At 72.0% G+C, this 21,359-nt stretch carries 19 protein-coding genes; 12 read left to right on the top strand and 7 right to left on the bottom strand.

Annotated elements, in window-relative coordinates; all coding sequences use genetic code 11:
* Window positions 1–303: 303 nt before the first annotated feature.
* The gene (locus tag ACIOD1_RS31360; RefSeq protein WP_401906237.1) at window positions 304–2,781 is read left to right on the top strand and encodes a dolichyl-phosphate beta-glucosyltransferase; all 2,478 of its coding nucleotides are present in this window, start codon (window positions 304–306) and stop codon (window positions 2,779–2,781) included.
* 9 nt (window positions 2,782–2,790) lie between these two features.
* On the opposite strand, the gene ACIOD1_RS31355 is transcribed toward ACIOD1_RS31360, so the two are convergent.
* The 4 genes from ACIOD1_RS31355 to ACIOD1_RS31340 all read right to left on the bottom strand — a co-directional run bounded on the left by ACIOD1_RS31355 (window position 2,791) and on the right by ACIOD1_RS31340 (window position 6,766).
* Window positions 2,791–3,732, bottom strand: coding sequence for an endonuclease/exonuclease/phosphatase family protein (locus tag ACIOD1_RS31355; RefSeq protein ID WP_401906125.1), 942 nt, complete (start codon window positions 3,730–3,732; stop codon window positions 2,791–2,793).
* A 158-nt stretch (window positions 3,733–3,890) separates the two neighbouring features.
* On the bottom strand, window positions 3,891–4,379 hold the full coding sequence (locus ACIOD1_RS31350; RefSeq protein WP_401906122.1) for a RidA family protein: 489 nt from the start codon (window positions 4,377–4,379) through the stop codon (window positions 3,891–3,893).
* Window positions 4,376–5,320 carry a zinc-binding dehydrogenase gene (locus tag ACIOD1_RS31345; protein ID WP_365626434.1) on the bottom strand — a complete coding sequence of 315 codons (945 nt, stop codon included), beginning with the start codon at window positions 5,318–5,320 and terminating at the stop codon, window positions 4,376–4,378. The genes ACIOD1_RS31350 and ACIOD1_RS31345 overlap by 4 nt, the downstream gene beginning before the upstream one ends.
* 168 nt (window positions 5,321–5,488) lie before the next feature.
* Window positions 5,489–6,766, bottom strand: coding sequence for a M6 family metalloprotease domain-containing protein (locus ACIOD1_RS31340; protein WP_365626436.1), 1,278 nt, complete (start codon window positions 6,764–6,766; stop codon window positions 5,489–5,491).
* A 275-nt stretch (window positions 6,767–7,041) separates the two neighbouring features.
* Between ACIOD1_RS31340 and ACIOD1_RS31335 the strand changes: the two genes are divergently transcribed.
* From ACIOD1_RS31335 to ACIOD1_RS31325, 3 genes are all read left to right on the top strand, one after another.
* Entirely contained in the window at window positions 7,042–7,839 is a 798-nt protein-coding gene (locus ACIOD1_RS31335) for a TetR/AcrR family transcriptional regulator (RefSeq protein WP_365626439.1), read from the top strand.
* A gap of 129 nt (window positions 7,840–7,968) precedes the next feature.
* Window positions 7,969–9,516 (top strand): MFS transporter, encoded by a 1,548-nt coding sequence (locus ACIOD1_RS31330; protein ID WP_365626442.1) that lies wholly within the window; start codon window positions 7,969–7,971, stop codon window positions 9,514–9,516.
* A gap of 597 nt (window positions 9,517–10,113) precedes the next feature.
* A complete protein-coding gene (locus ACIOD1_RS31325; RefSeq protein WP_365626445.1) occupies window positions 10,114–11,091 on the top strand; it encodes a sigma-70 family RNA polymerase sigma factor in 978 nt (325 codons plus the stop codon).
* A 42-nt stretch (window positions 11,092–11,133) separates the two neighbouring features.
* Here the strand turns inward: ACIOD1_RS31325 and ACIOD1_RS31320 are convergent, their stop codons facing one another.
* On the bottom strand, window positions 11,134–12,138 hold the full coding sequence (locus tag ACIOD1_RS31320; protein ID WP_365626448.1) for a YafY family protein: 1,005 nt from the start codon (window positions 12,136–12,138) through the stop codon (window positions 11,134–11,136).
* Window positions 12,139–12,200: 62 nt separating this feature from the next.
* Between ACIOD1_RS31320 and ACIOD1_RS31315 the strand changes: the two genes are divergently transcribed.
* From ACIOD1_RS31315 to ACIOD1_RS31300, 4 genes are all read left to right on the top strand, one after another.
* Window positions 12,201–13,796 (top strand): MFS transporter, encoded by a 1,596-nt coding sequence (locus ACIOD1_RS31315; RefSeq protein WP_401906117.1) that lies wholly within the window; start codon window positions 12,201–12,203, stop codon window positions 13,794–13,796.
* Window positions 13,797–13,930: 134 nt separating this feature from the next.
* Window positions 13,931–14,692: a DeoR/GlpR family DNA-binding transcription regulator gene (locus ACIOD1_RS31310; RefSeq protein ID WP_401906115.1), complete on the top strand. Its 762-nt coding sequence runs from the start codon at window positions 13,931–13,933 to the stop codon at window positions 14,690–14,692.
* Window positions 14,689–15,642: a 1-phosphofructokinase gene (gene pfkB, locus ACIOD1_RS31305; RefSeq protein WP_365626457.1), complete on the top strand. Its 954-nt coding sequence runs from the start codon at window positions 14,689–14,691 to the stop codon at window positions 15,640–15,642. The genes ACIOD1_RS31310 and pfkB overlap by 4 nt, the downstream gene beginning before the upstream one ends.
* Window positions 15,643–15,662: 20 nt before the next feature.
* Complete coding sequence (locus ACIOD1_RS31300; RefSeq protein ID WP_401906113.1) at window positions 15,663–17,654, top strand: fructose-specific PTS transporter subunit EIIC; 1,992 nt, start codon at window positions 15,663–15,665, stop codon at window positions 17,652–17,654.
* Window positions 17,655–17,684: 30 nt separating this feature from the next.
* Here ACIOD1_RS31300 and ACIOD1_RS31295 read toward each other — a convergent pair whose 3' ends face one another.
* Window positions 17,685–18,461, bottom strand: a complete 777-nt coding sequence (locus ACIOD1_RS31295; protein ID WP_365626462.1) for a DUF6227 family protein — start codon at window positions 18,459–18,461, stop codon at window positions 17,685–17,687.
* Window positions 18,462–18,644: 183 nt separating this feature from the next.
* Between ACIOD1_RS31295 and ACIOD1_RS31290 the strand changes: the two genes are divergently transcribed.
* Window positions 18,645–19,292, top strand: a complete 648-nt coding sequence (locus ACIOD1_RS31290; protein ID WP_401906111.1) for a vitamin K epoxide reductase family protein — start codon at window positions 18,645–18,647, stop codon at window positions 19,290–19,292.
* A gap of 114 nt (window positions 19,293–19,406) precedes the next feature.
* Here the strand turns inward: ACIOD1_RS31290 and ACIOD1_RS31285 are convergent, their stop codons facing one another.
* Complete coding sequence (locus ACIOD1_RS31285) at window positions 19,407–19,817, bottom strand: rodlin (RefSeq protein ID WP_365626468.1); 411 nt, start codon at window positions 19,815–19,817, stop codon at window positions 19,407–19,409.
* Between the two features lie 280 nt (window positions 19,818–20,097).
* Here ACIOD1_RS31285 and ACIOD1_RS31280 point away from each other — a divergent pair, with 280 nt between their 5' ends.
* From ACIOD1_RS31280 to ACIOD1_RS31270, 3 genes are all read left to right on the top strand, one after another.
* On the top strand, window positions 20,098–20,559 hold the full coding sequence (locus ACIOD1_RS31280) for a hypothetical protein (protein WP_365626470.1): 462 nt from the start codon (window positions 20,098–20,100) through the stop codon (window positions 20,557–20,559).
* Window positions 20,560–20,732: 173 nt separating this feature from the next.
* A complete protein-coding gene (locus tag ACIOD1_RS31275; protein WP_365626473.1) occupies window positions 20,733–20,975 on the top strand; it encodes a chaplin in 243 nt (80 codons plus the stop codon).
* Window positions 20,976–21,093: 118 nt separating this feature from the next.
* Window positions 21,094–21,359: transposase (locus ACIOD1_RS31270; RefSeq protein ID WP_401906107.1), on the top strand; the 266-nt coding region annotated here is incomplete at its 3' end.

Below are 21,359 nucleotides of genomic sequence, written 5' to 3'. Positions count from 1 at the left end.
GATGCGGTGCGGAACGACGTACTGCATTTGATACGGGGTGAGTGCGAAGGCCTGGGGAAAGGGATGGTCCGAAACGGATCGGTTCCGAGCGCGTCCACCGACGCGAACGAGCCTCACCGCTTCGGGAATCCCTTCACCGAAGCGTTCTTGGGGGCGGATCTGCGGGGCCCATTCCTTCTTTGGTCCCACATCGAACTCGAACGTGTGCGACGGCACGAGGTCGCGACCCCCTCGGGTATCGGGGTCGCTCCAGCGTGCCGTGACCGAGCGGGACGACTGGACGAATGGCTTGAACGGGTGAACATGCAGAACGGCATACTCGGGGCCCGTGGTGCCACCATCACGGGGAAACCCACCGACCAAGGGCCCGGGTCAGTCGGCCTGTCCGTGGTCATTCCGGCCTACCGGGAAGAGGAGCGGCTCGCTCCCACCCTCAAGGTCGTACGCGAGTACCTCGACACGCACGTCGGCCTCGATCGGGCCGACTGGGAGGTCGTCGTCGTCGACGACGGCTCCCCGGACCGGACCGCGGCCGTCGCCCTGGAGGCCGGCCTCGACGAGCCCCGGATCCGCCTCGTGCAGTCCGACGGCAACCGCGGCAAGGGCAGTGCCCTGCGCCTCGGCGTGGCGGCCTCGTTGGGCCGACGCGTCCTCATCATGGACGCCGACCTGGCCACTCCCATCGAGGAACTCGCCAAGCTGGAGCAGACCCTCGCCGAGGACGGCCACCTGGACGCGGCCATAGGCTCCCGCGCGCACCGGGACTCCGCGATCGAGCGTCAGCAGAGCGTGCTGCGCGAGGTCCTCGGATGGGTCGGCAACCGGGTGATCCGCCTGGTGGCCGTCCGCGGCATCCGCGACACCCAGTGCGGGTTCAAGCTGTTCGACGGGGACCAGGCACGCGCCGCGTTCGGCGCCGCCCGCCTCGACGGCTGGGCCATCGATGTGGAGATCCTCCAGTACTACCGTCGCAAGGGGTGGCCGGTGGCCGAGGTTCCGGTGCGTTGGGCCCACCAGGACGGCTCCAAGGTCCAACTCCTGGACTACCTGCGCACACTCGTCGAACTGATGCGTCTGAACGCCGGCGGCATCGCGGTCGCGACCCTTTACCTGCTCGGTTCGCTCTTCCTCTACAAGGGATTGTGGAGCGACCTGGACGGTTCGATCCTGGCGCACTCGCTCCAGGACCAGAACCAGTGGGAATGGTTCTTCGGCGTCACCGCCGACAACATTTCACACCTGCGCAATCCGCTCTTCACCGACTTCCAGAACATGCCCGACGGCGTGAATCTGATGGGCAATACGGTGATGCTCGGGCTCTCCGTTCCGCTCACTCCGGTCACCCTCCTCTTCGGGCCGACCTTCACCCTGGCCCTGGTCTTCGCCCTCGGAATCGCCGCCACGGCCTGGTCCTGGTACTGGCTGATCCACCGCAGGCTGACGGAGAGCCGTTGGGCGGCCGCCGCCGGCGGCGCGCTGGCCGCGTTCGCGCCGCCGATGATCTCGCACGCCAACGCGCACCCGAACTTCGTCGTGCTCTTCATGATCCCGGTCATCATCGACCGCGCCCTGCGGCTGTGCGAGGGCAAGAACATCGTCCGCGACGGAGTCCTGTTGGGCCTGTTCTCCGCGTACCAGGTCTTCCTGGGCGAGGAGCCCTTCCTGCTGGCCGCGATGGGCATGGCCATGTTCGCCGTCGTGTACGCGCTGTACGACCGCGACAGCGCCCGCAGGTCCGCCGCGCCGCTCGGTCTCGGGCTGCTCATCGCCCTCGCCGTGTCCGTACCGCTGGTGATCTTCCCGTTGTACTGGCAGTTCTTCGGCCCGCAGAGCTACCACTCGGTGCTGCACGGCGACAGCGCGGGCAACCCGCTGCGGGCGCTGACCGAGTACTCCGCCCGCTCGCTGTTCGGCGACGCCGAGACCGCGAGTCGGCTGTCGCTCAACACCACCGAGCAGAACGCCTTCTACGGCTGGCCCCTGCTCGCCCTCGCCACCGGGATCACCCTGTGGATGTGGCGCCGACCTCTCGTACGGGCCCTCGGCCTCGCCGCCCTTGCCGCGGCCGTGCTGTCCCTCGGACCCAGCGTCGAGATCGAGAAGTTCGGCATCACCGTGCCCGGCCCGTGGCGGGTCGTGCGGCACCTGCCGTTGCTGGAGTCCGTCATCGAGGGCCGGGTGGCGATGATCTGCGCCCCCGTCTTCGGCATCCTGATCGCCCTCGCCCTGGACCGGATCATCGGGTTCCGTGCCCGTGAGCACCGCTGGGTCGGGTACTTGGCCGTGGCCGCGGCGATCATCCCGATCCTGCCGCTGCCCCTGGTCACCGAGGAGCGCGAGCCCGTCCCCGCCTTCATCACGCAGGGCCTCTACGAGGACTACGTCATGGACGGCCGTTCCCTCGTCGCGGTACCGCTGCCCGACCCGCGCGACGCGGCCGCCCTGCACTGGCAGAGCAGCACCGGCTTCGGCTTCAAGCTGGCCGGCGGCTACTTCAACGGGCCCGACGGCGCCGACCGCGTCGGGATCTACGGAGCCAAGCCGCGCATGCTGGACACCCTGCTGGCGGACATGCGCTGGGGCACGATTCCGGCCCCCGCCGTCACCGACGACATGCGCGACGAGGCCCGCCGCGACCTCGCCGCCTGGAACGCGGGCGTGCTGGTCCTTCCGGTGAGGCAGGAACGCTCCGCGGAACTGAGCGGCACGATCAGCGAGCTGCTCGGCAAGGAGCCGAAGCAGGTGGCCGACTGCCTGATCTGGCACGTCGAGCCCTTCTGACCCGCGCCCTCAGAAGCGGAGGGTCGCTGCCACCGGGAGGTGGTCGCTCGCCGTGCGGGGGAGGGTTCGGGTGGAGAGCGGGGTCAGGTCGCGCAGGAGGATCTGGTCGATCCGGGCCACAGGGAAGGCCGCCGGCCAGCTGAAGCCCGGGCCCGCTCCCGCTTCCGTCTGCGCCGAGCGGAAGCGGGCGGTCACCGGCGCCAACGCCCGGTCGTCGGTGGTGCTGTTGAAGTCGCCGAGCAGCAGGGTCGGACCCGTCGGGCCCGCGCGCAGGGCGGAGTCCAGGGCGCGGGCGGCCGCGTCGCGCCGCTCGGTGGCGAAGCCGGTCGCGCGCAGCCGGACGGAGGCCAGGTGGGCCACGTAGACCGTGACGGGCCCCTTCGGGGTGTCGGCGGTGGCGCGCAGGGCCCGGGTCCACGGCATGATCGGGACGGCCTCCGCGTCGCGCAGCGGGAAGGTGCTCCAGAGCCCGACGGTGCCCTTGACCACGTGGTACGGATGGCTCGCGGCGAGGGCCCGCTCGTAGCGGCCGGTCGCGGGCTGCGTCAGTTCCTCCAAGGCGATCAACTGGGCCCCGGAGGCGACGAGGACCCGGGCGGCGCCCGCCGGATCGGGGTTGGCGTCGTCCACGTTGTGGGTGGCCACCGTCAGGTCGGCCGGGCCGCCCGTGCTCCGGTCGCCGAGCAGGGTGGTCCCGTGGAGCAGGCCCCACACCAGCGCGGGGAGCAGTGCGGCGATCAGGGCGAGGCGGGAGCGGCGCAGCAGGGCGGCGGCGAGCAGGAGGGCGACGAGCATGCCGGTCCAGGGCAGGAACGTTTCGACGAGGCTGCCGAGGTGGCCGGTGGCGGGCCCGGCCGGTATCCACGCGTGCAGCGGGAGCGCGAGGGCGGTGAGCACCGCGAGGGCGGCGAGGACGAGACCGCGCCGGGGCCGCCGGCCCCTCGGGGACACCGGGGGCCGCTCCACCGAAGCTCCCGCCGACGCACCCACCGAAGCTCCCACCGACGCACCCGCCCCCGTACCCACCGGCCACCCGCCCCCGACGCCACACGCGCGGCCCGTTCGGGCCCTTCGCATCGTAGGTGGCGCGGGGTTCGGGCCGGCGGGGATCAGAGCCCCATCGGGGTGTGCAGCTCCACGGTGATCTCCACCTCCACGGGGGCGTCCAAGGGCAGTACGGCCACGCCGACCGCGCTGCGGGCGTGGATGCCCGCGTCGCCGAAGGCCGTCCCCAGCAGCTCGCTCGCACCGTTGACGACGCCCGGCTGCCCGGTGAAGTCCGGTGCGCTGGCCACGAAGCCGACCACCTTCACCACCCGCTTGACGGCGGACAGGTCCCCGGCGACGGAGGCCACGGCCGCGAGGGCGTTCAACGCGCACGTGCGCGCCAGCTCCCGGCCCTGCTCCGGGGTGACCTCGGCGCCCACCTTGCCGGTGGCCTGGAGCGTGCCTTCCACCATGGGGAGTTGGCCGGAGGTGTGGACGTAGTGCCCGCTGACCACGGCCGGTACGTAGACGGCGACGGGCGCGGGGGCCGGCGGCAGCTTCAGCCCGGCCGCGGCGAGCCGTTCCTCGGGGGTGGTGGGGGTCGTCGTCATGACGGGCTCCTTCGGGGGAAGTGGATCAGTGGTTTGACCATGCCCGGCTCCCGCGCCGAAAGCCGTCGAAAGGCCTCCTCCACCCGGGTGAAGGGGAATTCGTGGGTGGTCATCACCGTCGGGTCCAGCAGGCCGCCCCCGATCAGGTCCAGCATCCGGGCGAGCCGTTCCCCGGCCGGCGCGCCGTGCGGTCCGCCGGTCGCGCGGCAGCGGGCCTGGACGACCCGGCCGCCCGGCGCCGTGCCCCGGCGGGCCGCCCGCGCGGCGCCGGGAGCGGCCGTGGCGAGCACCGCGCAGTCCGCGCCCGCCCCGCCGGTCAGCTCCAGGATCCGCTCGGCGGAGTCCTCGTACGCCGGGTCCACCACGACGTCCGCCCCGAACCGCAGGGCCAGCAACTGCCGCTTCGTGTCCGGCTCCACCGCGATGACCCGCGCCCCCCGCAGCCGCCCGGCGGCCACCGTCGCGCTCAGCCCGACGGAGCCCTGCCCGAACACCGCGACGCTCCCGCCGGCCGGCGCCCCGGCCTCCTCGGCGGCGGCGAAGCCGGTGGCCAACGCCCCGGCCGCGTACAGGGCCTGGTGGTCGGTGATCGTGTCGGGGAGCGGGACCAGCCCGGCCCCGACGGCCGGGACCCGGAAGTACTCGGCGAGCCGCCCCTGCCCCTCGGCGGCGACCCGCCGGCCGAGGTAGGACCCGGGCACGCCCTCGCCGACCGCGCGCACCACGCCCACCGCCTCGTGCCCGAGCACGGTGGCCGCGGAGCCCGCCCCGGCGTCCGGGGCGGCGCCGGGACGGGCGTCCCGGGCGGAGCGGGTGTGGCCGTCCCAGGCGCAGACGAGCGCCGCGGTGGTGCGTACGAGGACCTCCCCGGGCCGGGGCCTGGGCGCCGGGCGGTCCAATACGGTCGGCCCGCCGCTCGGGCGCAGCACGAAGGCCTTCACGGCATCTCCCTCGGTGGTGGTGGCTCTCTCCTCCAAGCCTCCCCTCCGGGGCACGGCCGCGCGGGGGCCGGAGGTCCGGACCTCCGGGGCCGAGCGCCCCGGCCCCGGCGGGACCCCGGGCCCCGGCGGGACCCGGGACCCGGGGGAACCCGTAGGAGGTCCGAGGGCTCAGGGTCGGGTCACGCGGACCTGGTAGCTGCCGTTGCGCAGCTCGCCCACCACCGAGACGCTGATCCCCGACTTCTCGTCGGTGAAGGTCTCGCCGGGCCCGTACGGGGCGTCCGACAGCTCGGCGTGCACGTTGGGCCGGCGCGTACAGCCGCCGCTCGCGCTCGCGCTGTCCGCGACCGTGACGGGTCCGCGTCCGGTGTCCACGTCGGAGTCCACCTTGTATATGAGGACGCCCGGTTTGCAGACGGCCTCGTCGTTGCCGGCCCGAGTACGGACCTCCACCGCGAAGCCGGTGCTCTCGGAGAGGGGGACGAAGGCCAGCTTCGTGCCACCCCCGACGGCCAGCGGCGACAGGACGTGGTCGGTGACCCCGGCCTTGGAGGCGCAGCTGATCTGGCTGCCGTCGAGCCAGCCCAGCTTCCACTTGTGCCAGCCGAGGAGGTCGTTGTTGGCTCCCCAGTCCTCGCTCATGATGTCCCAGTGCCCGACCGTGCCGCCCCCGTCGGAGGTGTAGAGGTCGGGCAGCCCGAAGACGTGGCCGTTCTCGTGGGGCAGGACGCGGTAGCCGGTCTCCCGGTAGGTGCCGGAGCCGTCGTCCTGGCGGCTGAAGACGAAGGACGTGTTGGCGAGCGGCACCCCGTCGGCCATCGGCGCCTCTCCGTTGCCGGAGAAGGTGACCGACAGGACGGTGTCCAGGGCGGAGGGGCCGGCGTTCGGGGTGACCAGGACGTTGATCAGGTCGTAGCGGCTGAAGTCCACCTCGTCGTCGGCGGCCTTCGCCATGTGCTCGACGAGCCGCCGGTAACCCGGGTCGTACGGGGAGCCGCGCTCGATCCCGTACGCCGCGAAGGGCATCGGCATGCGCAGCCAGTTCCTGATCGGGGCCTCGGCGCGGTAGGTGAGCCGTCCGTAGGAACTGGTGCGGAACCAATCGGAGGTCTGGGGGAAGAACTCCGCCAGCCGGTCCGCGGCCGCGCCCTCGCCCTTGGCGTCGGGGAAGTCGATCATCAGGTTCAGTGCGCGGATCTCGCCGGTGGAGCGGGAGTACCCGGGAGGCGTCGGAAGGCCCTCGGACATCTGCACGCCCAGGGTCCCGGCGATCCGGCAGGGGGCCAGGACCGACTCGGCCGAGATGGCCACGGGGCCCGCCGCCGAGTGACCGCGGCCGGATATGCCCGCGCTGGCGGTGGCGGTGACGCCCAGGGCCAGGGCCGTGAGCCCGATGTAGGCGCTCGTGCGGCAGGGTATGCGTATCCGGCGGCGGGTCTGCGGCATGGAGATCGCCTTCGGGGTCCGCGGCAGCCGGCCGGGTCCGGTCTGCGCTCTGTCCGCTCACCCTCCGACGGGTCCGGCGGGCCCGCGCGCTGAGAGGGCCAAACGGGACGAACCACCAGAAGTCGCGCTGTGACTCAGGTCACGCGCAAGGGTGAAATAACCGGGGACTGGATCCCCGTTTGTAAGGGAGTCCCGCAAAGCGGGGACCAGCTCCCCGTTTGGCTGGTCGAGACGGGTCGCCACGCCAGGCAGGCCCCGGAGCGAGAGGTACCGGAATGAAGAGCCCGCACCGCACGCCGGCGCCCGCCCCGGGCGTCACCGTGGACCTCCTCCCGACTCCGGTCGCCGAGGCGACATCGGGCTCCGCGCGGTGCGGCCCGGCGCCGGAGCCGTCCGACCCGCCGGCTCCGGCGGCGTTGTCCGGGGGCCGAGAGGTTCCCGCGCGACTGCCCAAGCCGCGGGCCGACGCCGTCCGCAACCGGGAGCGGATCCTGGCTGCCGCCCGCGAGATGTTCGTCGAGTGCGGCGCGGAGGCGCCGCTCGACGAGATCGCCCGTCGGGCGGGCGTCGGCAACGCCACCCTCTACCGGCACTTCCCCGACCGGGCCGCCCTCGTCCACCACGTGGTGCTCTACGTGACGGACCGGGTCACCGTGCTGGCCGAGGACGCCCTCGCCGAGGAGCCCGACGACTTCGCCGCCCTGTGCCGCTTCACGCACGCCGCGGCCGACGAGCGGATCGGCGCCCTGTGCCCGATGCTCTCCAGCGGCTTCGACGGCGACCACCCCGAACTCCACGCGGCCCGCGAGGCTCTGGAGGCGGCGGTGGAGACCCTGCTGGCCGCCGGTCAGAACGCGGGGCTGGTCCGCGACGACGTGGGCGTCGGCGATCTGATGGTCGCCCTGTCCCAGCTCAGCCGGCCGCTCCCGGGGATCGGCTGCATGGACGCGAGCGGGTTCGTCCACCGCCACCTCCAACTCTTCCTGGACGGACTGCGCGCGCCCGCGCGGTCCGAACTGCCGGGCGCCGCAGCCACGTTGCAGGACCTCAGGCGGAAATCCGCGACCACATGACGTAGGCGAGCACCGATCCGACGCCCAAGCTTCCGCTCCTCCTCCCCTCTTCTTCACGCTTCCTCTTCTCCACGACTTTCAAGATCTTCAAAGCTTTCAAGTCATCTCGCACAGTGAGTGGGTACCTCCATGTCCAAAACATCCGCGAGCGCGTCGCCGGCCCTGCCGGCCCTCGCCGATCCCAGCCGTTGGAAGGCCCTGGTCTTCATCGCGCTGGCGCAGCTGATGGTCGTCCTCGACGCGACCATCGTGAACATCGCCCTGCCCTCCGCCCAGACCGATCTCGGCATCTCCGACGGCAACCGCCAGTGGGTCATCACCGCGTACGCGCTGGCCTTCGGCGGACTGCTGCTCTTCGGCGGACGCATCGCCGACAAGTGGGGCCGTAAGAACGCCTTCATCGTCGGCCTGATCGGCTTCGCCCTCGCCTCCGCCCTCGGCGGCGCCGCGACCGGCGAGGCCATGATGCTGGGCGCCCGCGCCCTCCAGGGCGCCTTCGGCGCACTGCTGGCCCCGGCCGCGCTCTCCCTGCTGGCCGTCAGCTTCACCGACGCCAAGGAGCGCGCGAAGGCCTTCGGCATCTACGGAGCCATCGCGGGCGGCGGCGGCGCCGTCGGCCTGATCCTCGGCGGCTTCCTCACCGAGTACCTCAACTGGCGCTGGACCTTCTTCGTCAACATCCCCTTCGCCATCGTCGCGGCCACCGGCGCCTGGCTGGTCATCCGCGAGCCCGCCGGTTCCCGCAACAAGGCGCGCCTGGACGTCGTCGGCGTGATCCTCTCCACCCTGGGCCTGGTCTCGCTCGTCTACGGCTTCACCCGCGCCGAGTCCAACGGCTGGCTGGACGTCAGCACCCTGGTCCTGTTCGGCGCCTCGGTCGTGCTGCTGCTCGCCTTCGTCCTCGTCGAGTCCCGGGTGAAGAACCCGCTGCTGCCGCTGCGCGTCCTGCTGGAGCGCAACCGCGGCGGTGTCTACCTCTCCCTCGGCCTCGCGGTCATCTCGATGTTCGGCCTGTTCCTCTTCCTCACCTACTACCTCCAGGTCGTGAAGGGCTTCTCGCCCGTCAAGACCGGCTTCGCCTTCCTGCCGATGATCGTCGGCATGATCACGGGCTCCACCCAGATCGGTGCCCGCCTGATGACCCGCGTCCCGCCGCGGCTGCTGATGGGCCCGGGCTTCCTGCTCGCCGCCACCGGCATGCTGCTGCTGACGCAGCTGGAGGTCGGGTCCTCGTACCCGGCGCTGATCCTCCCGGCGCAGCTGCTGCTGGGCCTCGGCATGGGCACCGCCTTCATGCCGGCGATGTCCCTGGCCACCTACGGGGTGAACCCGGCCGACGCCGGCGTGGCCTCGGCCATGGTCAACACCTCGCAGCAGGTGGGCGGCGCCATCGGCACCGCCCTGCTGAACACCATCGCCGCCTCGGCGACCACCGCGTACCTGACCGACCACGCGGCGGATGTCGCGGCGGGCGGTCCGGCGGCGCAGCTGGTGCAGGCGCGCGCCATGGTCGAGGGCTACTCGTCCGCGATCTGGTGGGCCGTCGGCATCCTGGTGGTCAGCGCGACCCTGGCGCTGACCCTGATCACCACCGGCCGCCCCGGCTCCGGCGGCCCCGTGGCCTCCGGCTCGGGGTCCGAGGACGCCGAGCTGCCCATCCCGGTGATCGCCCACTGACCGGCCCCCGGATCCCCGTGCGGAGATGACCCACGACCCCGCCCCGTTCACCTGGTGAACGGGGCGGGGTCGGTCGTTTCCGGCTCCGTGCGCGGCGCGGAGGGCCCACCCTGCGCGGCGGAGGGACCACCCCGGAGATCACAGGTGATACGGGGTGATGTGCGGGTATACGGCTGAATGTGCGATTCGCGGCGTATTCAACCGTTCGATCGCCGGTCCAGGCAACCAGAAGCCGGTACGACCCGTCTTCCAGGGCAGGAGAGCAGTCACGGGACGTCCGTGCCACGTGTGACGGCGGTCTCACGGACTTCGCCCCGGCAGTACTCCGTGAGGGCTGCGGGGTCGGCCCTCGCCGAGGGTCTGACCTGCACCTCTTCGGGCTTTCGCGGTACTCCCGCAGCTCCGGCCGCAAGGGCGTGGCGGGGCAGGATACTGCAAGATCTCGGAAAACAGGGGGCAACGTGGGAATTCTGTCCCGTTTCCAGTCGTTGTTTCCTTCGGAAGCGGGCACTCGGGAGAGTGTCCGAAGGGCGTACGGTCCACCGACCGGGCGTCCGGTCGCACCGCGAACGACTCACGCATCGCAAGGGAGCACGCATGGCAACCCGCGCCGTCGCCCGTCGTCAGTCCACGAGCAGCGCCCGCTCCGTGGGCGGGGAGATCGCCGACCGTGACCTGGTCGGCATGTACCTGGACGAGATCGCGCGCACACCGCTGCTCGACGCCGCCAAGGAAGTGGAGCTCTCGCAGATCATCGAGGCGGGCGTCTACGCCCAGCAGATCCTCGACGGAGCGATAGAGCGCACCGGAAAGACCCCGGCCCGCGAAGAGCTGGAGCTGCTGGTCGCGGAGGGCGAGCGCGCGAAGGAAGTCTTCATCCGGTCCAACCTCCGACTCGTGGTCGCCGTGGCCCGGCGCTACCCGCGCAGCGGGCTCCCCCTCCTCGACCTGATCCAGGAGGGCAACGCGGGCCTCGTCCGCGCCGTGGAGAAGTTCGACTACGCCAAGGGCTTCAAGTTCTCCACGTACGCCACCTGGTGGATCCGGCAGGCCATCACCCGGTCCATCGCCGACCAGTCCCGCACCATCCGCCTCCCCGTCCACCTGGTCGAGGAGCTCGGTCGGATCCGCCGGGTCCAGCGCGAGTTCAACCGTGAGAACGGCCGCGATCCGGAGCACGCCGAGATCGCCAAGGAGCTGGAGTCCACCGAGAAGCGCGTCGGTGACGTCCTGGACTGGGCCCGCGACCCGGTCAGCCTCAACATGGCCGTGGACGACGACGGCGACACGCAGTTCGGGGACCTCCTGGAGGACACCTCCGCGATCTCCCCCGAGCAGTCGGTGCTGTCGCTGCTGCGCAGCGAGGAACTGGAAGACCTCCTCGGCAAGCTGGACCAGCGCACCGCCTCGATCATCAAGATGCGCTACGGCATCGAGGACGGACGCGAGCGGACACTCACGGAAGTCGGCAAGCAGCACGGCCTGACCCGTGAGAGGATCCGACAGATCGAGAAGCACGCGCTCCTCGAACTGAAGCGCATGGCGCGCGACACCGGCTTCGACGCCGTGGCCTGACCGGCCCGGCCGAAGGAAGCCCCCCGAGACGAGCCCCGGTACCTAACCCCCCCCAGGTGCCGGGGCTCCCTCGTGCCCGGCCGCCCCCTCGTCCCCAGTGCCCCCCTCGTGGCCCGCCGCCGAGAGGCGTGCCCCCAGTTCCCGCGCGCCGCGCACCAGGAACTCCGGCCCGCGCACCGTGAAGGGCACCCCGACCAGCGCCAGCCGGGCCACCAGCCACTCGGGCGCGTCCCCGCTCTCGAAGCGCACCCGGACCCCGCCCGGCTCCGCCTCGGCCCGCGTGCGCAGCCAGTCCGGCAGCCGCTCGGCCGGCCCGGCGAAGGACACGTCCGCCTCGTACGTCTGGGGGCCGTGCAGCCCGCGCCGCACGAACTCGGCCGGCTCCATCGGCAGCTCCCTCGGGGTGAACCGGGCCCCCGTCGCGAAGGGCTCCTCCACCCGGTCCACCCGGAAGGTGCGCCAGTCCTCCCGCTCCAGGTCGTAGGCCACCAGATACCAGCGGCTGCCCGTGCTGACCAGCCGGTACGGCTCCACAAGCCGCCGCGAGTCCGCCCCGTCCCGCGCCCGGTACGAGAACCGCAGTCGCTCGGACCCGGCCACCGCCCCCGCCATCGTCGTCAGGGTCCGCGGATCCACGCGCGGCCCGTCCCCTCGGGTCACCGCGACGGTGGCCGACTGCAAGGCGCCCACGCGCCGCCGCAGCCGCGCCGGAAGCACCTGCTCCAGCTTCGCGAGGGCCCGTACGGATGCCTCCTCCACCCCCTCCACCGCGTGCCCGGCGCCGGCCCGCAGCCCGACCGCGATGGCGACCGCCTCCTCGTCGTCGAGCAGCAGCGGGGGCATCGCCGCCCCGGCGACCAACCGGTAGCCGCCCTCGGCGCCGAGGCTGGCCTCCACCGGGTACCCGAGTTCCCGCAGCCGCTCGATGTCCCGCCGGATCGTCCGGGCGCTGACCCGCAGCCGCTCCGCCAACTCGCTGCCCGGCCACTCGCGGGGGGTCTGGAGCAGGGACAGCAGGGTCAGGAGCCGGGCGGGGGTGTCGTTCATAGGGCAAGATTGCCAGGGAACTAGGACACCAATTGACCTACATGGGGTCTAGGTTTCTCTCCATGAGCACCGAGACGTCCCAGACACCGCCCGAAAGAGAGAGCAGCAGCGGCGACCGCCGCCGCTGGCTGGCGCTGACCATCGTGATGACCGCGGCCTTCATGGACCTGGTCGACGTCACGATCGTCAACATCGCGATCCCCAGCATGCGCCAGGACTTCGGCGCCTCCACCAGCGCCATCCAGTGGATCACCGCCGGATACGCCCTCGCCTTCGCGGCGGGCCTGATCACCGGTGGCCGCCTCGGCGACATCTACGGGCGCAAGCGCGTCTTCCTGCTCGGCATCGCCGGGTTCACCGCCGCCTCCCTGCTCTGCGGCGTCGCCGCCGACCCCTCGATGCTCGTGGCGTCCCGCATCCTCCAGGGCGCCATGGCGGCGCTGATGGTCCCCCAGGTGCTGGCGATCATCCACGTCACCTTCCCGCCCCAGGAGCGCGGCAAGGTCTTCGGCCTGTTCGGTGCGATCGTCGGCCTCGGCGCGGTCTCGGGCCCGATGCTGGGCGCGCTGCTCACCGAGTGGAACCTCTTCGGCCTCGAATGGAGGCCGATCTTCCTGATCAACCTGCCCGTCGGCATCGCCGGCGTGATCCTGGGCCGGATCTACATCTCCGAGTCCAAGGCCCCCAAGGCCCTGCGCCTCGACATCGTCGGCGTGGTTCTGGCGACCCTCGCCCTGGTCATGCTGATCTTCCCGCTCACCCACGGCAGGGAGAACGACTGGCCGACCTGGGGCTTCGTCTGCATGATCGCGTCGCCGGCGGTCTTCGCGGCTTTCGTCGCCTACGAGAAGCACAAGATCAAGAAGGACGGCTCCCCGCTCGTCGAACTGTCGCTGTTCAAGATCCGCAGCTTCGCGGGCGGCGTCGCCGTCCAGCTCACCTTCGGCATCGCGACCGGCATCTTCTTCCTGGTGTGGACCCTCTACATGCAGATGGGCCTCGGCTGGAGCGCCCTGCGCGCCGGCACCACCGGCATCCCCTTCTCCCTCGCCGTCTCCCTCGCCGCGGGCATCTCCGTCGGCAAGCTCGTCCCGCGGTTCGGCCGCAAGGTGCTCCAGGCCGGCGCGCTGGCCATGGCCGCGGGGCTGCTCCTCTACATCTGGGAGTCCCAGCACTACGGCATGGGGATCGCCTCCTGGCAGATGGCCGCCCCGCTGATCGTCATGGGCATCGGCATGGGCCTGATCGTGGCTCCGCTGAACGACACCGTGCTCTCGCAGGTGCCGCGCGAGCACGCCGGATCCGCCTCCGGTCTGATCAACACCACCGGCCAGATGGGCAACGCGCTCGGGCTCGGCCTGACCTCGGTCGTCTTCTTCGGCTCCATCGACGACGACCTGGTCTTCGGCGTCCCGTACGTGGAGGCCTTCCGCGGCGCGCTGTGGTGGGTGGCCGGGGTGCTCCTGGTGATCTTCGCGGTGATGTTCGTGCTGCCGCGCAAGTCGATCCCGATCGGTGAGCGCGAGGGCGCCGACGAGGTCGAGACCCCCTCCCCGGGCGCGGTCCCCGCCCAGGGTGGCGCCGCCTCCCCGGTGTCCCCGGGCGCCCCGACGGCCCCGGACGCGGTCTCCGGACCGGAGAAGGTCCCGGCCGGCTGAGGCCTTCCGACCCCGATTCACGGGCATGTCCGCCTTCGTTGGCGGGCATGCCCGTTTTTGTTTGTTTCGGCTCCAGATCGGGCGTACCTTAAAGAGGAACCACAGAGTCGGGCATCGAACGGATGTAAACCCACATGTACGCACCCGAGCGCCAGCAGGAGATCCTCCGCCTCGCCCGCGAAGCGGGCCGGGTCGAGGTCCTCTCCCTCGCCGAGCTGTTCCAGGTCACCGCCGAGACCGTGCGCCGCGACCTGACCGCCCTCGACCGGGCCGGACTCGTCCGCCGCGTCCACGGCGGGGCCATACCGGCCGGCCGCCTCGACTTCGAGCCCGACCTCACCGAGCGCGAGGGCACCGCGGCCGACGAGAAGGACCGCATCGCGGCCGCCGCCCTGACCGAGCTGCCCGACGGCGGCAGCGTCATCCTCGACGCGGGCAGCACCGTCGCCCGCCTCGCGGCCGTCATCCCCGTCGAGACCGCCCTCACCGTGGTCACCCACGCCCTGCCCGCCGCCGCCCGGCTCGCCGACCACGTCGGCATCGACCTGCACCTCGTCGGAGGCCGTGTCCGCCACCGCACCCGCGCCGCCGTCGACGCGTGGGCGCTGCGCGCGTACGCCGAGATCCGCGCCGACGTCCTCTTCCTCGCCACCAACGGCTTCACCGCCGAGGGCGGCCTGACCACCCCCGACCCGGCCGAGGCCGCCGTCAAGCGCGCCGCGATCGCCGCCGCCCGCCGGGTGGTGCTGCTGGCCGACTCGGCCAAGGCCGGCCAGGAACACTTCGCCCGCTTCGGCACCTTCGCCGACGTGGACCTGCTCATCACCGACACCGGGCTCGACCCGGCCAACAAGGCGGCGATCGAGGCCGCCGGCACGGAAGTTGCGCTCGTATGATCCTCACCGTCACCCCCAACCCCTCCCTCGACCGGACCTACGAGGTCCCCGCGCTGGAGCGCGGAGCGGTCCTGCGGGCCGCCGCCGAGCGGGTCGACCCCGGCGGCAAGGGCGTCAACGTCTCCCGCGCCGTGGCGGCGGCCGGCGCCCGCACCACGGCCGTCCTCCCGCTCGGCGGGGCCCCCGGCACCCTGATCGCCGAACTCCTCGGCTCCCAGGGGGTGGACGTCACCGCCGTCTCCATCGCCGGACAGACCCGCTCGAACATCTCGATCGCCGAACCGGACGGCACCCTGACGAAGATCAACGCCCCGGGACCGCAGCTCTCGCCCGAGGAGTCGGACCTCCTCCTGGAGACCGTCCGCGGCTGCTCGGCCGACGCCGACTGGATCGCCTGTTGCGGCAGCCTCCCGCGCGGCCTGGAGCCGTCCTGGTACGCCGAACTCGTCACCCGGGCCCACGCCGCCGGCGCCCGCATCGCCCTGGACACCTCCGGTCCCGCCCTGCCGGCCGCCCTGAGCGCCCGCCCGGACGTGATCAAGCCCAACGCGGCGGAGCTGGCCGAGGCCGTGGGCCGCCCCCTGGACACCCTCGGCGACGTGGTCAAGGCCGCCGAGGAACTCGTGGACCGGGGCGCGGGCGCCGTCCTCGCCTCCCTCGGCGCCGACGGGCAACTGCTCGTCGAGGCCGGGGGCGGCGCCTGGTACGGCACCGCCCCCGTGACCGCCGTACGGAGCGACGTGGGAGCCGGCGACGCCTCCCTCGCCGGCTTCCTGATCGCCGGAGGCAGCGGCCCCGCAGCCCTCGCCTCCGCCCTGGCGCACGGCGCCGCCGCCGTCCAACTCCCCGGCAGCGCCATGCCCACCCCCGCGGACCTGCGCCCCGACGCGGTCCGCGTCACCCAGGACCTGCCGCTGGACCTCCCCCTGACCGAACCCGCCACGGTCTGAAGCGTGCGAAGGAGCCCGCGATGAGCGAGATGATCACCCCCGAGCTGGTTGACCTCGGCCTGGCCGCCGAGACCAAGGAGGACGCCGCCCGCGCCCTCGCGCAGCGGATGGCGGACCTGGGCCGGGTCACCGACCTGGACGGTTTCCTGGCGGACGTCGCGGCCCGGGAGGCCCAGATGCCGACCGGTCTGGAGGGCGGGATAGGCATTCCGCACTGCCGCTCCGCCCACGTCACCGCCCCGACCCTGGGCTTCGCCCGGGCGGTGCCCCCGGTGGACTTCGGAGCCCCGGACGGACCGGCGGACCTGATCTTCCTGATCGCCGCGCCGGCGGGCGCCGACGATGCCCACCTCTCCATCCTGTCCTCACTGGCCCGCCGGCTGATGCGGCCGGAGTTCGTCGCGGCCCTGCGCGCCGCCGAGACCCCGCAGCAGGCCGCCGCGCTCATCGCGGACGCCCCCGCCCCGGCGACCCCGGCCCCCGCCCCGGACGCCCCCGCCCCGGCGGCCCCCGCTCCGGCTTCCCCCGAGGCGCCGTTCACCGTCGTCGCCGTCACCTCCTGCCCCACCGGCATCGCCCACACCTACATGGCGGCCGAGTCCCTGACCCGGGCGGCCGAGGAGGAGGGCATCGGCATCACCGTCGAGACCCAGGGCTCCGCCGGGTTCACCAAGCTCACCCCCGAGGCCATCGCCGCCGCCGACGCCGTGGTCTTCGCCCACGACGTCCCCGTCCGCGACCGTGCCCGCTTCGCGGGGAAGCCCACCGTCGACGTCGGCGTCAAGGCGGGCATCAACCGCCCCGCCGAACTCCTGCGCGAGGCCCGCGAGAAGGCCGCGCGGGGCGAGGTCCGGTCCGCCGAGCCCACCCCCGCGGAAGAGGCGGGCGAAGAGGCCGACGGCTTTGGCGCCCGGCTGCGCACCTGGCTGATGTCGGGCGTCAGCTACATGGTCCCGTTCGTCGCGGCCGGCGGTCTGCTCATCGCCCTGGCCTTCGCCATCGGCGGCTACGGGATCAACGAGGCCCCGTCCGTGGCGGAGCACTTCGACTGGGGCGAGGCCGCGAGTTGGGCCGCCCTTCTCTTCCAGACCGGCGGACTCGCCTTCGGCTTCCTCGTCCCGGTCCTGGCCGGTTACATCGCCTACGGGATGGCCGATCGGCCGGGCCTGGTCCCCGGCTTCGTCGGCGGCGCCGTCGCCCTCACCATCAACGCCGGTTTCCTCGGCGGTCTGATCGCGGGCCTCATCGCCGGTGGCACGGTCCTGGCCGTCCAGAAGGTCAAGATCCCCACCGCCCTGCGCGGGATCATGCCGGTGGTCGTATTGCCGCTGATCGGCTCCGCCGTGACCGCGTTCATGATGTTCCTCGTGGTCGGCAAGCCCGTCGCCTCGCTGCAGAACGCGCTCACCGACTGGCTGTCCGGCCTTTCCGGCGCCAACGCGATCATCCTCGGCGTGACCCTCGGCCTGATGATGTGCTTCGACCTCGGCGGACCGCTCAACAAGGTCGCCTACGCCTTCGCCATCGGCGGCCTCGCCACTCCCAACGAGGGCAGCCTCAAGGTCATGGCCGCCGTCATGGCCGCCGGCATGGTGCCCCCGCTGGCGATGGCCCTGGCCACCACCGTGCGCGGCCGGCTCTTCTCCAAGACCGAACGGGAGAACGGCAAGGCGGCCTGGTTCCTCGGCGCCTCCTTCATCAGCGAAGGCGCCATCCCCTTCGCCGCGGCCGACCCGCTGCGCGTGATCCCCGCCTCCATGGTGGGCGGCGCGGTCACCGGCGGCCTGTCGATGCTGTTCGAGTGCACGCTGCGGGCCCCGCACGGAGGGATCTTCGTGATCCCCCTGATCGGGAACCCGCTGCTCTACCTGATCGCCATCGCGGCCGGTACGGCGACCACCGCCGGAGTGGTCATCCTCCTCAAGGGGATGCGCCGCACCGCCGCCCCGGTGGAGGCCACGGCGCCGCAGGGCGCCCCGGTGGAGACCGGGAAGGTCACCGCTGCCGCCTGACCGTCGGCGCCCGACCCGCCGACCGACCCGTCACCTGACCCGCGCGCGGAGCTCCATGGCTCCGCGCGCGGTCGTCTCGTCCTCGTAGACCTCGCACATGTGCCGGCCGTCCGGGGTCGCGGTGTGCTCGACCTCCCACAGGCTGTACTCGCTGCCGTCCGACAGGACGAAGGAGTGCTCGTACAGCCGGAAGCCGGCGTCCCGCCCGTCCGCCAGGCACTGCCGACCGCCGAAGGCCTGGGTGATCTGGTGCGCGTACGCCGAGCGCAGCAGCGCCGCGACCCGCTCCCCGGGACGGTCGGCGTTCTCGGCGCGGCGCAGGACTCGCCTGGCGTGGTCGGCGGACTGTTCCACCGCGTACTCGCGGTGGTGTCGACGCGGGTCCGAAGCGGTGAACAGGGCGCTCAGCGCGGCCAGATCGGCGTCCGCCCCGCCATCGGAGTCCCAGGGGTCCGTCTCGGCACCGAGCAGGGACTCGACGGGCTCGGCGTCGAAGAGCCGGGCCACCGCGGGGCTCAGCCCGCTCCGGCTCGCGAACAGCTCGTGGCGGGTCTCGCGGTCGTCACCGAGCCGGTAGACCAGCTCCCACAGGGAGGCCGACTCCCCGTCGGCCAGCAGGTAGGTGTGCCGGTGGGTCTCCCGCCACAACCCGGCGGAGGGGCTGTGGTGAGTGGTGTACAGCGAAGAGCTGTGGGCGAGCGCCGTACCGAGGCGCTCGACCAACGGGTCGGGGAGGTCGAAGGAGTTGAGGGCGCGGCCCAGGAGTCGCGCGAGGTGCGCCTCGGTTGTCTCGTACGGATCGCTCAAGGTGGGTCTCCAGGCCGTCGCAGCTAGTCACTTCGCGGACGCTCAAAGTAGCCCCTGGCACTGACATCACGTCCGGGGTTCGGTAAAACGTCCGGGAAGTATCAGGGGTTCCCGCCACACCTTCAGGTCAACTTGCCTACGTATAGGCATGATTCGCGGCGGTCTGCCATGGTGCGGTGGACCATGGGTGGTATGGCAACGAATATTGTGGGCGTCCCCCGCCAACAGAGCCGTACGGACGGCCGCGCCGGCGAACCGGCCCCGACTCCGAAGGGGTTGGCCTGGCTGCTGGTGGTCACCGGCGCCGCCGGGCTGCTGGCCTCCTGGGTGATCACCCTCGACAAGTTCCTCCTGTTGGAGGACCCGGACTTCAAGCCCGCGTGCAGCCTCAACCCCGTGGTCTCCTGCGGCAGCGTGATGAAGAGCGACCAGGCCGCCGTCTTCGGCTTCCCCAACCCGATGCTCGGGCTCGCCGCCTACGCCGTCGTGGTGTGCGTGGGTGCGGGCCTTCTGGCCGGCGCCCGCCACCGGGGCTGGTTCTGGCTGGGACTGAACGCCGGCACCCTCTTCGGCACCGGCTTCTGCGCCTGGCTGATGGTCGAGTCCCTCTACGAGATCAACGCCCTCTGCCTGTGGTGCTGCCTGGCCTGGGTGGCGACGCTGTTGATGTTCTGGGCCGTCACCGCCGACAACGTCCGCACCGGGCGGCTGCCCGCGCCCGCCCCCGTGCGCGCCTTCTTCACCGACTTCGCCTGGGCCCCGCCCGCCCTGCACCTCGGGGTGATCGGGATGCTGATCCTGACCCGGTGGTGGGAGTTCTGGACGAGCTGACCGCCTCGCGCCCACCCGCTCCGCACGTGCGAGGGCCCCGGCAGCTGGAAGCTGCCGGGGCCCTCGTCACTTCGCTCCACGGGCACGTGGCCCGACCGTGAGGGTGAGCGGAAATCAGCTGCCGAGGGAGGCGTTGCCCGAGAGGACCGGGATGTTGTCCAGGATGTGCGAGAGCGGCTCGTCGCCCTTGGCCTGGGTGGAGTTCTCGGTGCACTGCTGGTTCTGCGGGTTGGACAGGACGTTGATGTCCTGGACGCCGACGTTGACCAGGGCCACCAGCGACTGGGCGTTGACCTTGGCCGGCAGGCCGATGCAGGGCTTGTTCAGGGTGCCCTGGACCAGACCGAGCTGCGGGCTCAGGTCGCCGTGGGTCTTCTGGTTGCCGTAGATCTGCTGGGCACCGTTGCCGTTGACGGTGTTGATCCCGTTGTCGTTGCCGATGGCCATGGCCGGGGTCGCGATGGCCGCGCCCGCGCCGACGGCAACGGCGGAGACCGCGGCGGCGGTCATGAACTTCTTGAACATCATTGGTCCTTTTGTCGCACGAGTGCCCGCTAGTGGAGCGCCCTGACCAACTGCCCGGTCGAGGGGTTGGTTCCGCTTCTTCACTCAAACGGCCCGTTCGCGGGTTGCTTTTCCCCAAGGCGGGTGATTCCGCCCCGGACGCCTGCGCGAAGCCCGTACGCAGCCACAGGAGGGGGGCGGGTCGACCAAGATCCTGTTGCGCTCCGTAGAAGGTGTTCGCACGGTGGGTAAGGAAGCGGATCGCTCGGGTCCGTTTTTGTGACCACCGAAGGAATCAGCCATGCACCGCACCAAGCCGTCCCGGCTCCGCGTCCTCGTCCCGTCGGCCCTCGCCGTCGCCATACTGTCCGGCGCGGCCGCCCCCGCGAGTGCGGCCGACGGCGATGCCGCCTCGCTCACGCGACGAGTGGCGGCCGTCCAGCAGCAGATGGAGGAGGCCCAGGGCCGCGCCGCGGCGGCCGGCCCCATCGACGACCTCCTGGCCGGGGTGAGCAAGACCCTCGCGGACCTGCTCAAGTCCCTGGAGACCCTCCTGCCCGGGGTGAAGCTGCCGGAGATCAAGCTGCCGACGCTCCCGGCCCTGCCCGAGATCCCCGGCCTGCCGGACCTGACCGTCCCCAAGCTCCCCGCGATCCCGGCGGTGCCGGCGACCCCTGCGGCACCGGCGACCCCTGCGGTCCCGCCCGCGTCCGGCCTGATCCCCGACATCCCGGCGATCCCCGACATCCCCGTCCGCGACTAGGAGGAATGGGAACAAGGGGAGGCCGAGAACCTGGAAACGGGCCGGATGGTTACGACGATTGGGCTGAACAGGTCTGATCCGGCCCCAGACCGTGTCGTCCGCCCTGCTGGACCGTTTCGCTCGGTGTGAGCCCCGGGACCGGGGCAGGACATCGAAGAGAAGGTGCACTTCCCATGAACTCTGCTGCCAAGAAGGCCGCTGTGGCCCTGGCCTCCGCTGGTCTCGCCGTCGCCGGTGCCGCCGGTGCTGCCTCCGCCGACTCCTCGGCCGAGGGCGCGGCCGTGGGTTCCCCCGGTGTCCTCTCGGGCAACCTCGCCCAGGTTCCGGTCCACGTCCCGGTGAACGTCTGCGGCAACTCCGTCAACGTCATCGGCCTGCTGAACCCGGCGTTCGGCAACGTCTGCGTCAACGACTGACGTTCGTCTCAGTCGGCACACACGACTGTGGGCGCCCCGGCCTCGCCGGTGGCGCCCACAGTCGTTGGGGGGCTGCTCAGACGTCATCTCATTTGGGTGATTGGGTAGGCTGTCGTTCATGGTGGGGATCGTTGAGCGGCTGGTGCCGGATGAGTTGTGGGAGCTGTTCCAGCGAGTGGTGCCTGAGCCGCCGTCGCGGCCTCAGGGCGGTGGCCGGCGTCGGCACGGAGACAGGGAAGTACTCGCGGCGATCGTGTTCGTCGCCACCTCAGGCTGCACCTGGCAGCAGCTGCCCACAGCGTCGTTCGGACCCTCCGGAGCAACCGCCCATCGGCGCTTTTCCGAGTGGTCGAAGGCCAGGGTATGGGCCAAACTCCACCGCCT

It is taken from the genome of Streptomyces sp. NPDC088097 (genome assembly GCF_044741845.1).
GTDB lineage: Bacteria > Actinomycetota > Actinomycetes > Streptomycetales > Streptomycetaceae > Streptomyces.
The sequence above is the reverse complement of the archived record's forward strand: the minus strand, read 5'-3'. Positions and strand labels throughout refer to the sequence as shown.

Excerpts from the sequence above, each read along its gene's own strand:
- ACIOD1_RS31330 (WP_365626442.1), top strand. The coding sequence starts at position 7,969 with ATGTCCAAAACATCCGCGAGCGCGTCGCCGGCCCTGCCGGCCCTCGCC.
- ACIOD1_RS31285 (WP_365626468.1), bottom strand. The coding sequence starts at position 19,817 with ATGTTCAAGAAGTTCATGACCGCCGCCGCGGTCTCCGCCGTTGCCGTC.
- ACIOD1_RS31310 (WP_401906115.1), top strand. The coding sequence starts at position 13,931 with ATGTACGCACCCGAGCGCCAGCAGGAGATCCTCCGCCTCGCCCGCGAA.
- ACIOD1_RS31275 (WP_365626473.1), top strand. The coding sequence starts at position 20,733 with ATGAACTCTGCTGCCAAGAAGGCCGCTGTGGCCCTGGCCTCCGCTGGT.
- ACIOD1_RS31290 (WP_401906111.1), top strand. The coding sequence starts at position 18,645 with ATGGGTGGTATGGCAACGAATATTGTGGGCGTCCCCCGCCAACAGAGC.
- ACIOD1_RS31315 (WP_401906117.1), top strand. The coding sequence starts at position 12,201 with ATGAGCACCGAGACGTCCCAGACACCGCCCGAAAGAGAGAGCAGCAGC.
- ACIOD1_RS31280 (WP_365626470.1), top strand. The coding sequence starts at position 20,098 with ATGCACCGCACCAAGCCGTCCCGGCTCCGCGTCCTCGTCCCGTCGGCC.
- ACIOD1_RS31340 (WP_365626436.1), bottom strand. The coding sequence starts at position 6,766 with ATGCCGCAGACCCGCCGCCGGATACGCATACCCTGCCGCACGAGCGCC.
- ACIOD1_RS31325 (WP_365626445.1), top strand. The coding sequence starts at position 10,114 with ATGGCAACCCGCGCCGTCGCCCGTCGTCAGTCCACGAGCAGCGCCCGC.
- ACIOD1_RS31335 (WP_365626439.1), top strand. The coding sequence starts at position 7,042 with ATGAAGAGCCCGCACCGCACGCCGGCGCCCGCCCCGGGCGTCACCGTG.
- ACIOD1_RS31360 (WP_401906237.1), top strand. The coding sequence starts at position 304 with ATGCAGAACGGCATACTCGGGGCCCGTGGTGCCACCATCACGGGGAAA.
- ACIOD1_RS31320 (WP_365626448.1), bottom strand. The coding sequence starts at position 12,138 with ATGAACGACACCCCCGCCCGGCTCCTGACCCTGCTGTCCCTGCTCCAG.
- ACIOD1_RS31300 (WP_401906113.1), top strand. The coding sequence starts at position 15,663 with ATGAGCGAGATGATCACCCCCGAGCTGGTTGACCTCGGCCTGGCCGCC.
- ACIOD1_RS31350 (WP_401906122.1), bottom strand. The coding sequence starts at position 4,379 with ATGACGACGACCCCCACCACCCCCGAGGAACGGCTCGCCGCGGCCGGG.
- pfkB (WP_365626457.1), top strand. The coding sequence starts at position 14,689 with ATGATCCTCACCGTCACCCCCAACCCCTCCCTCGACCGGACCTACGAG.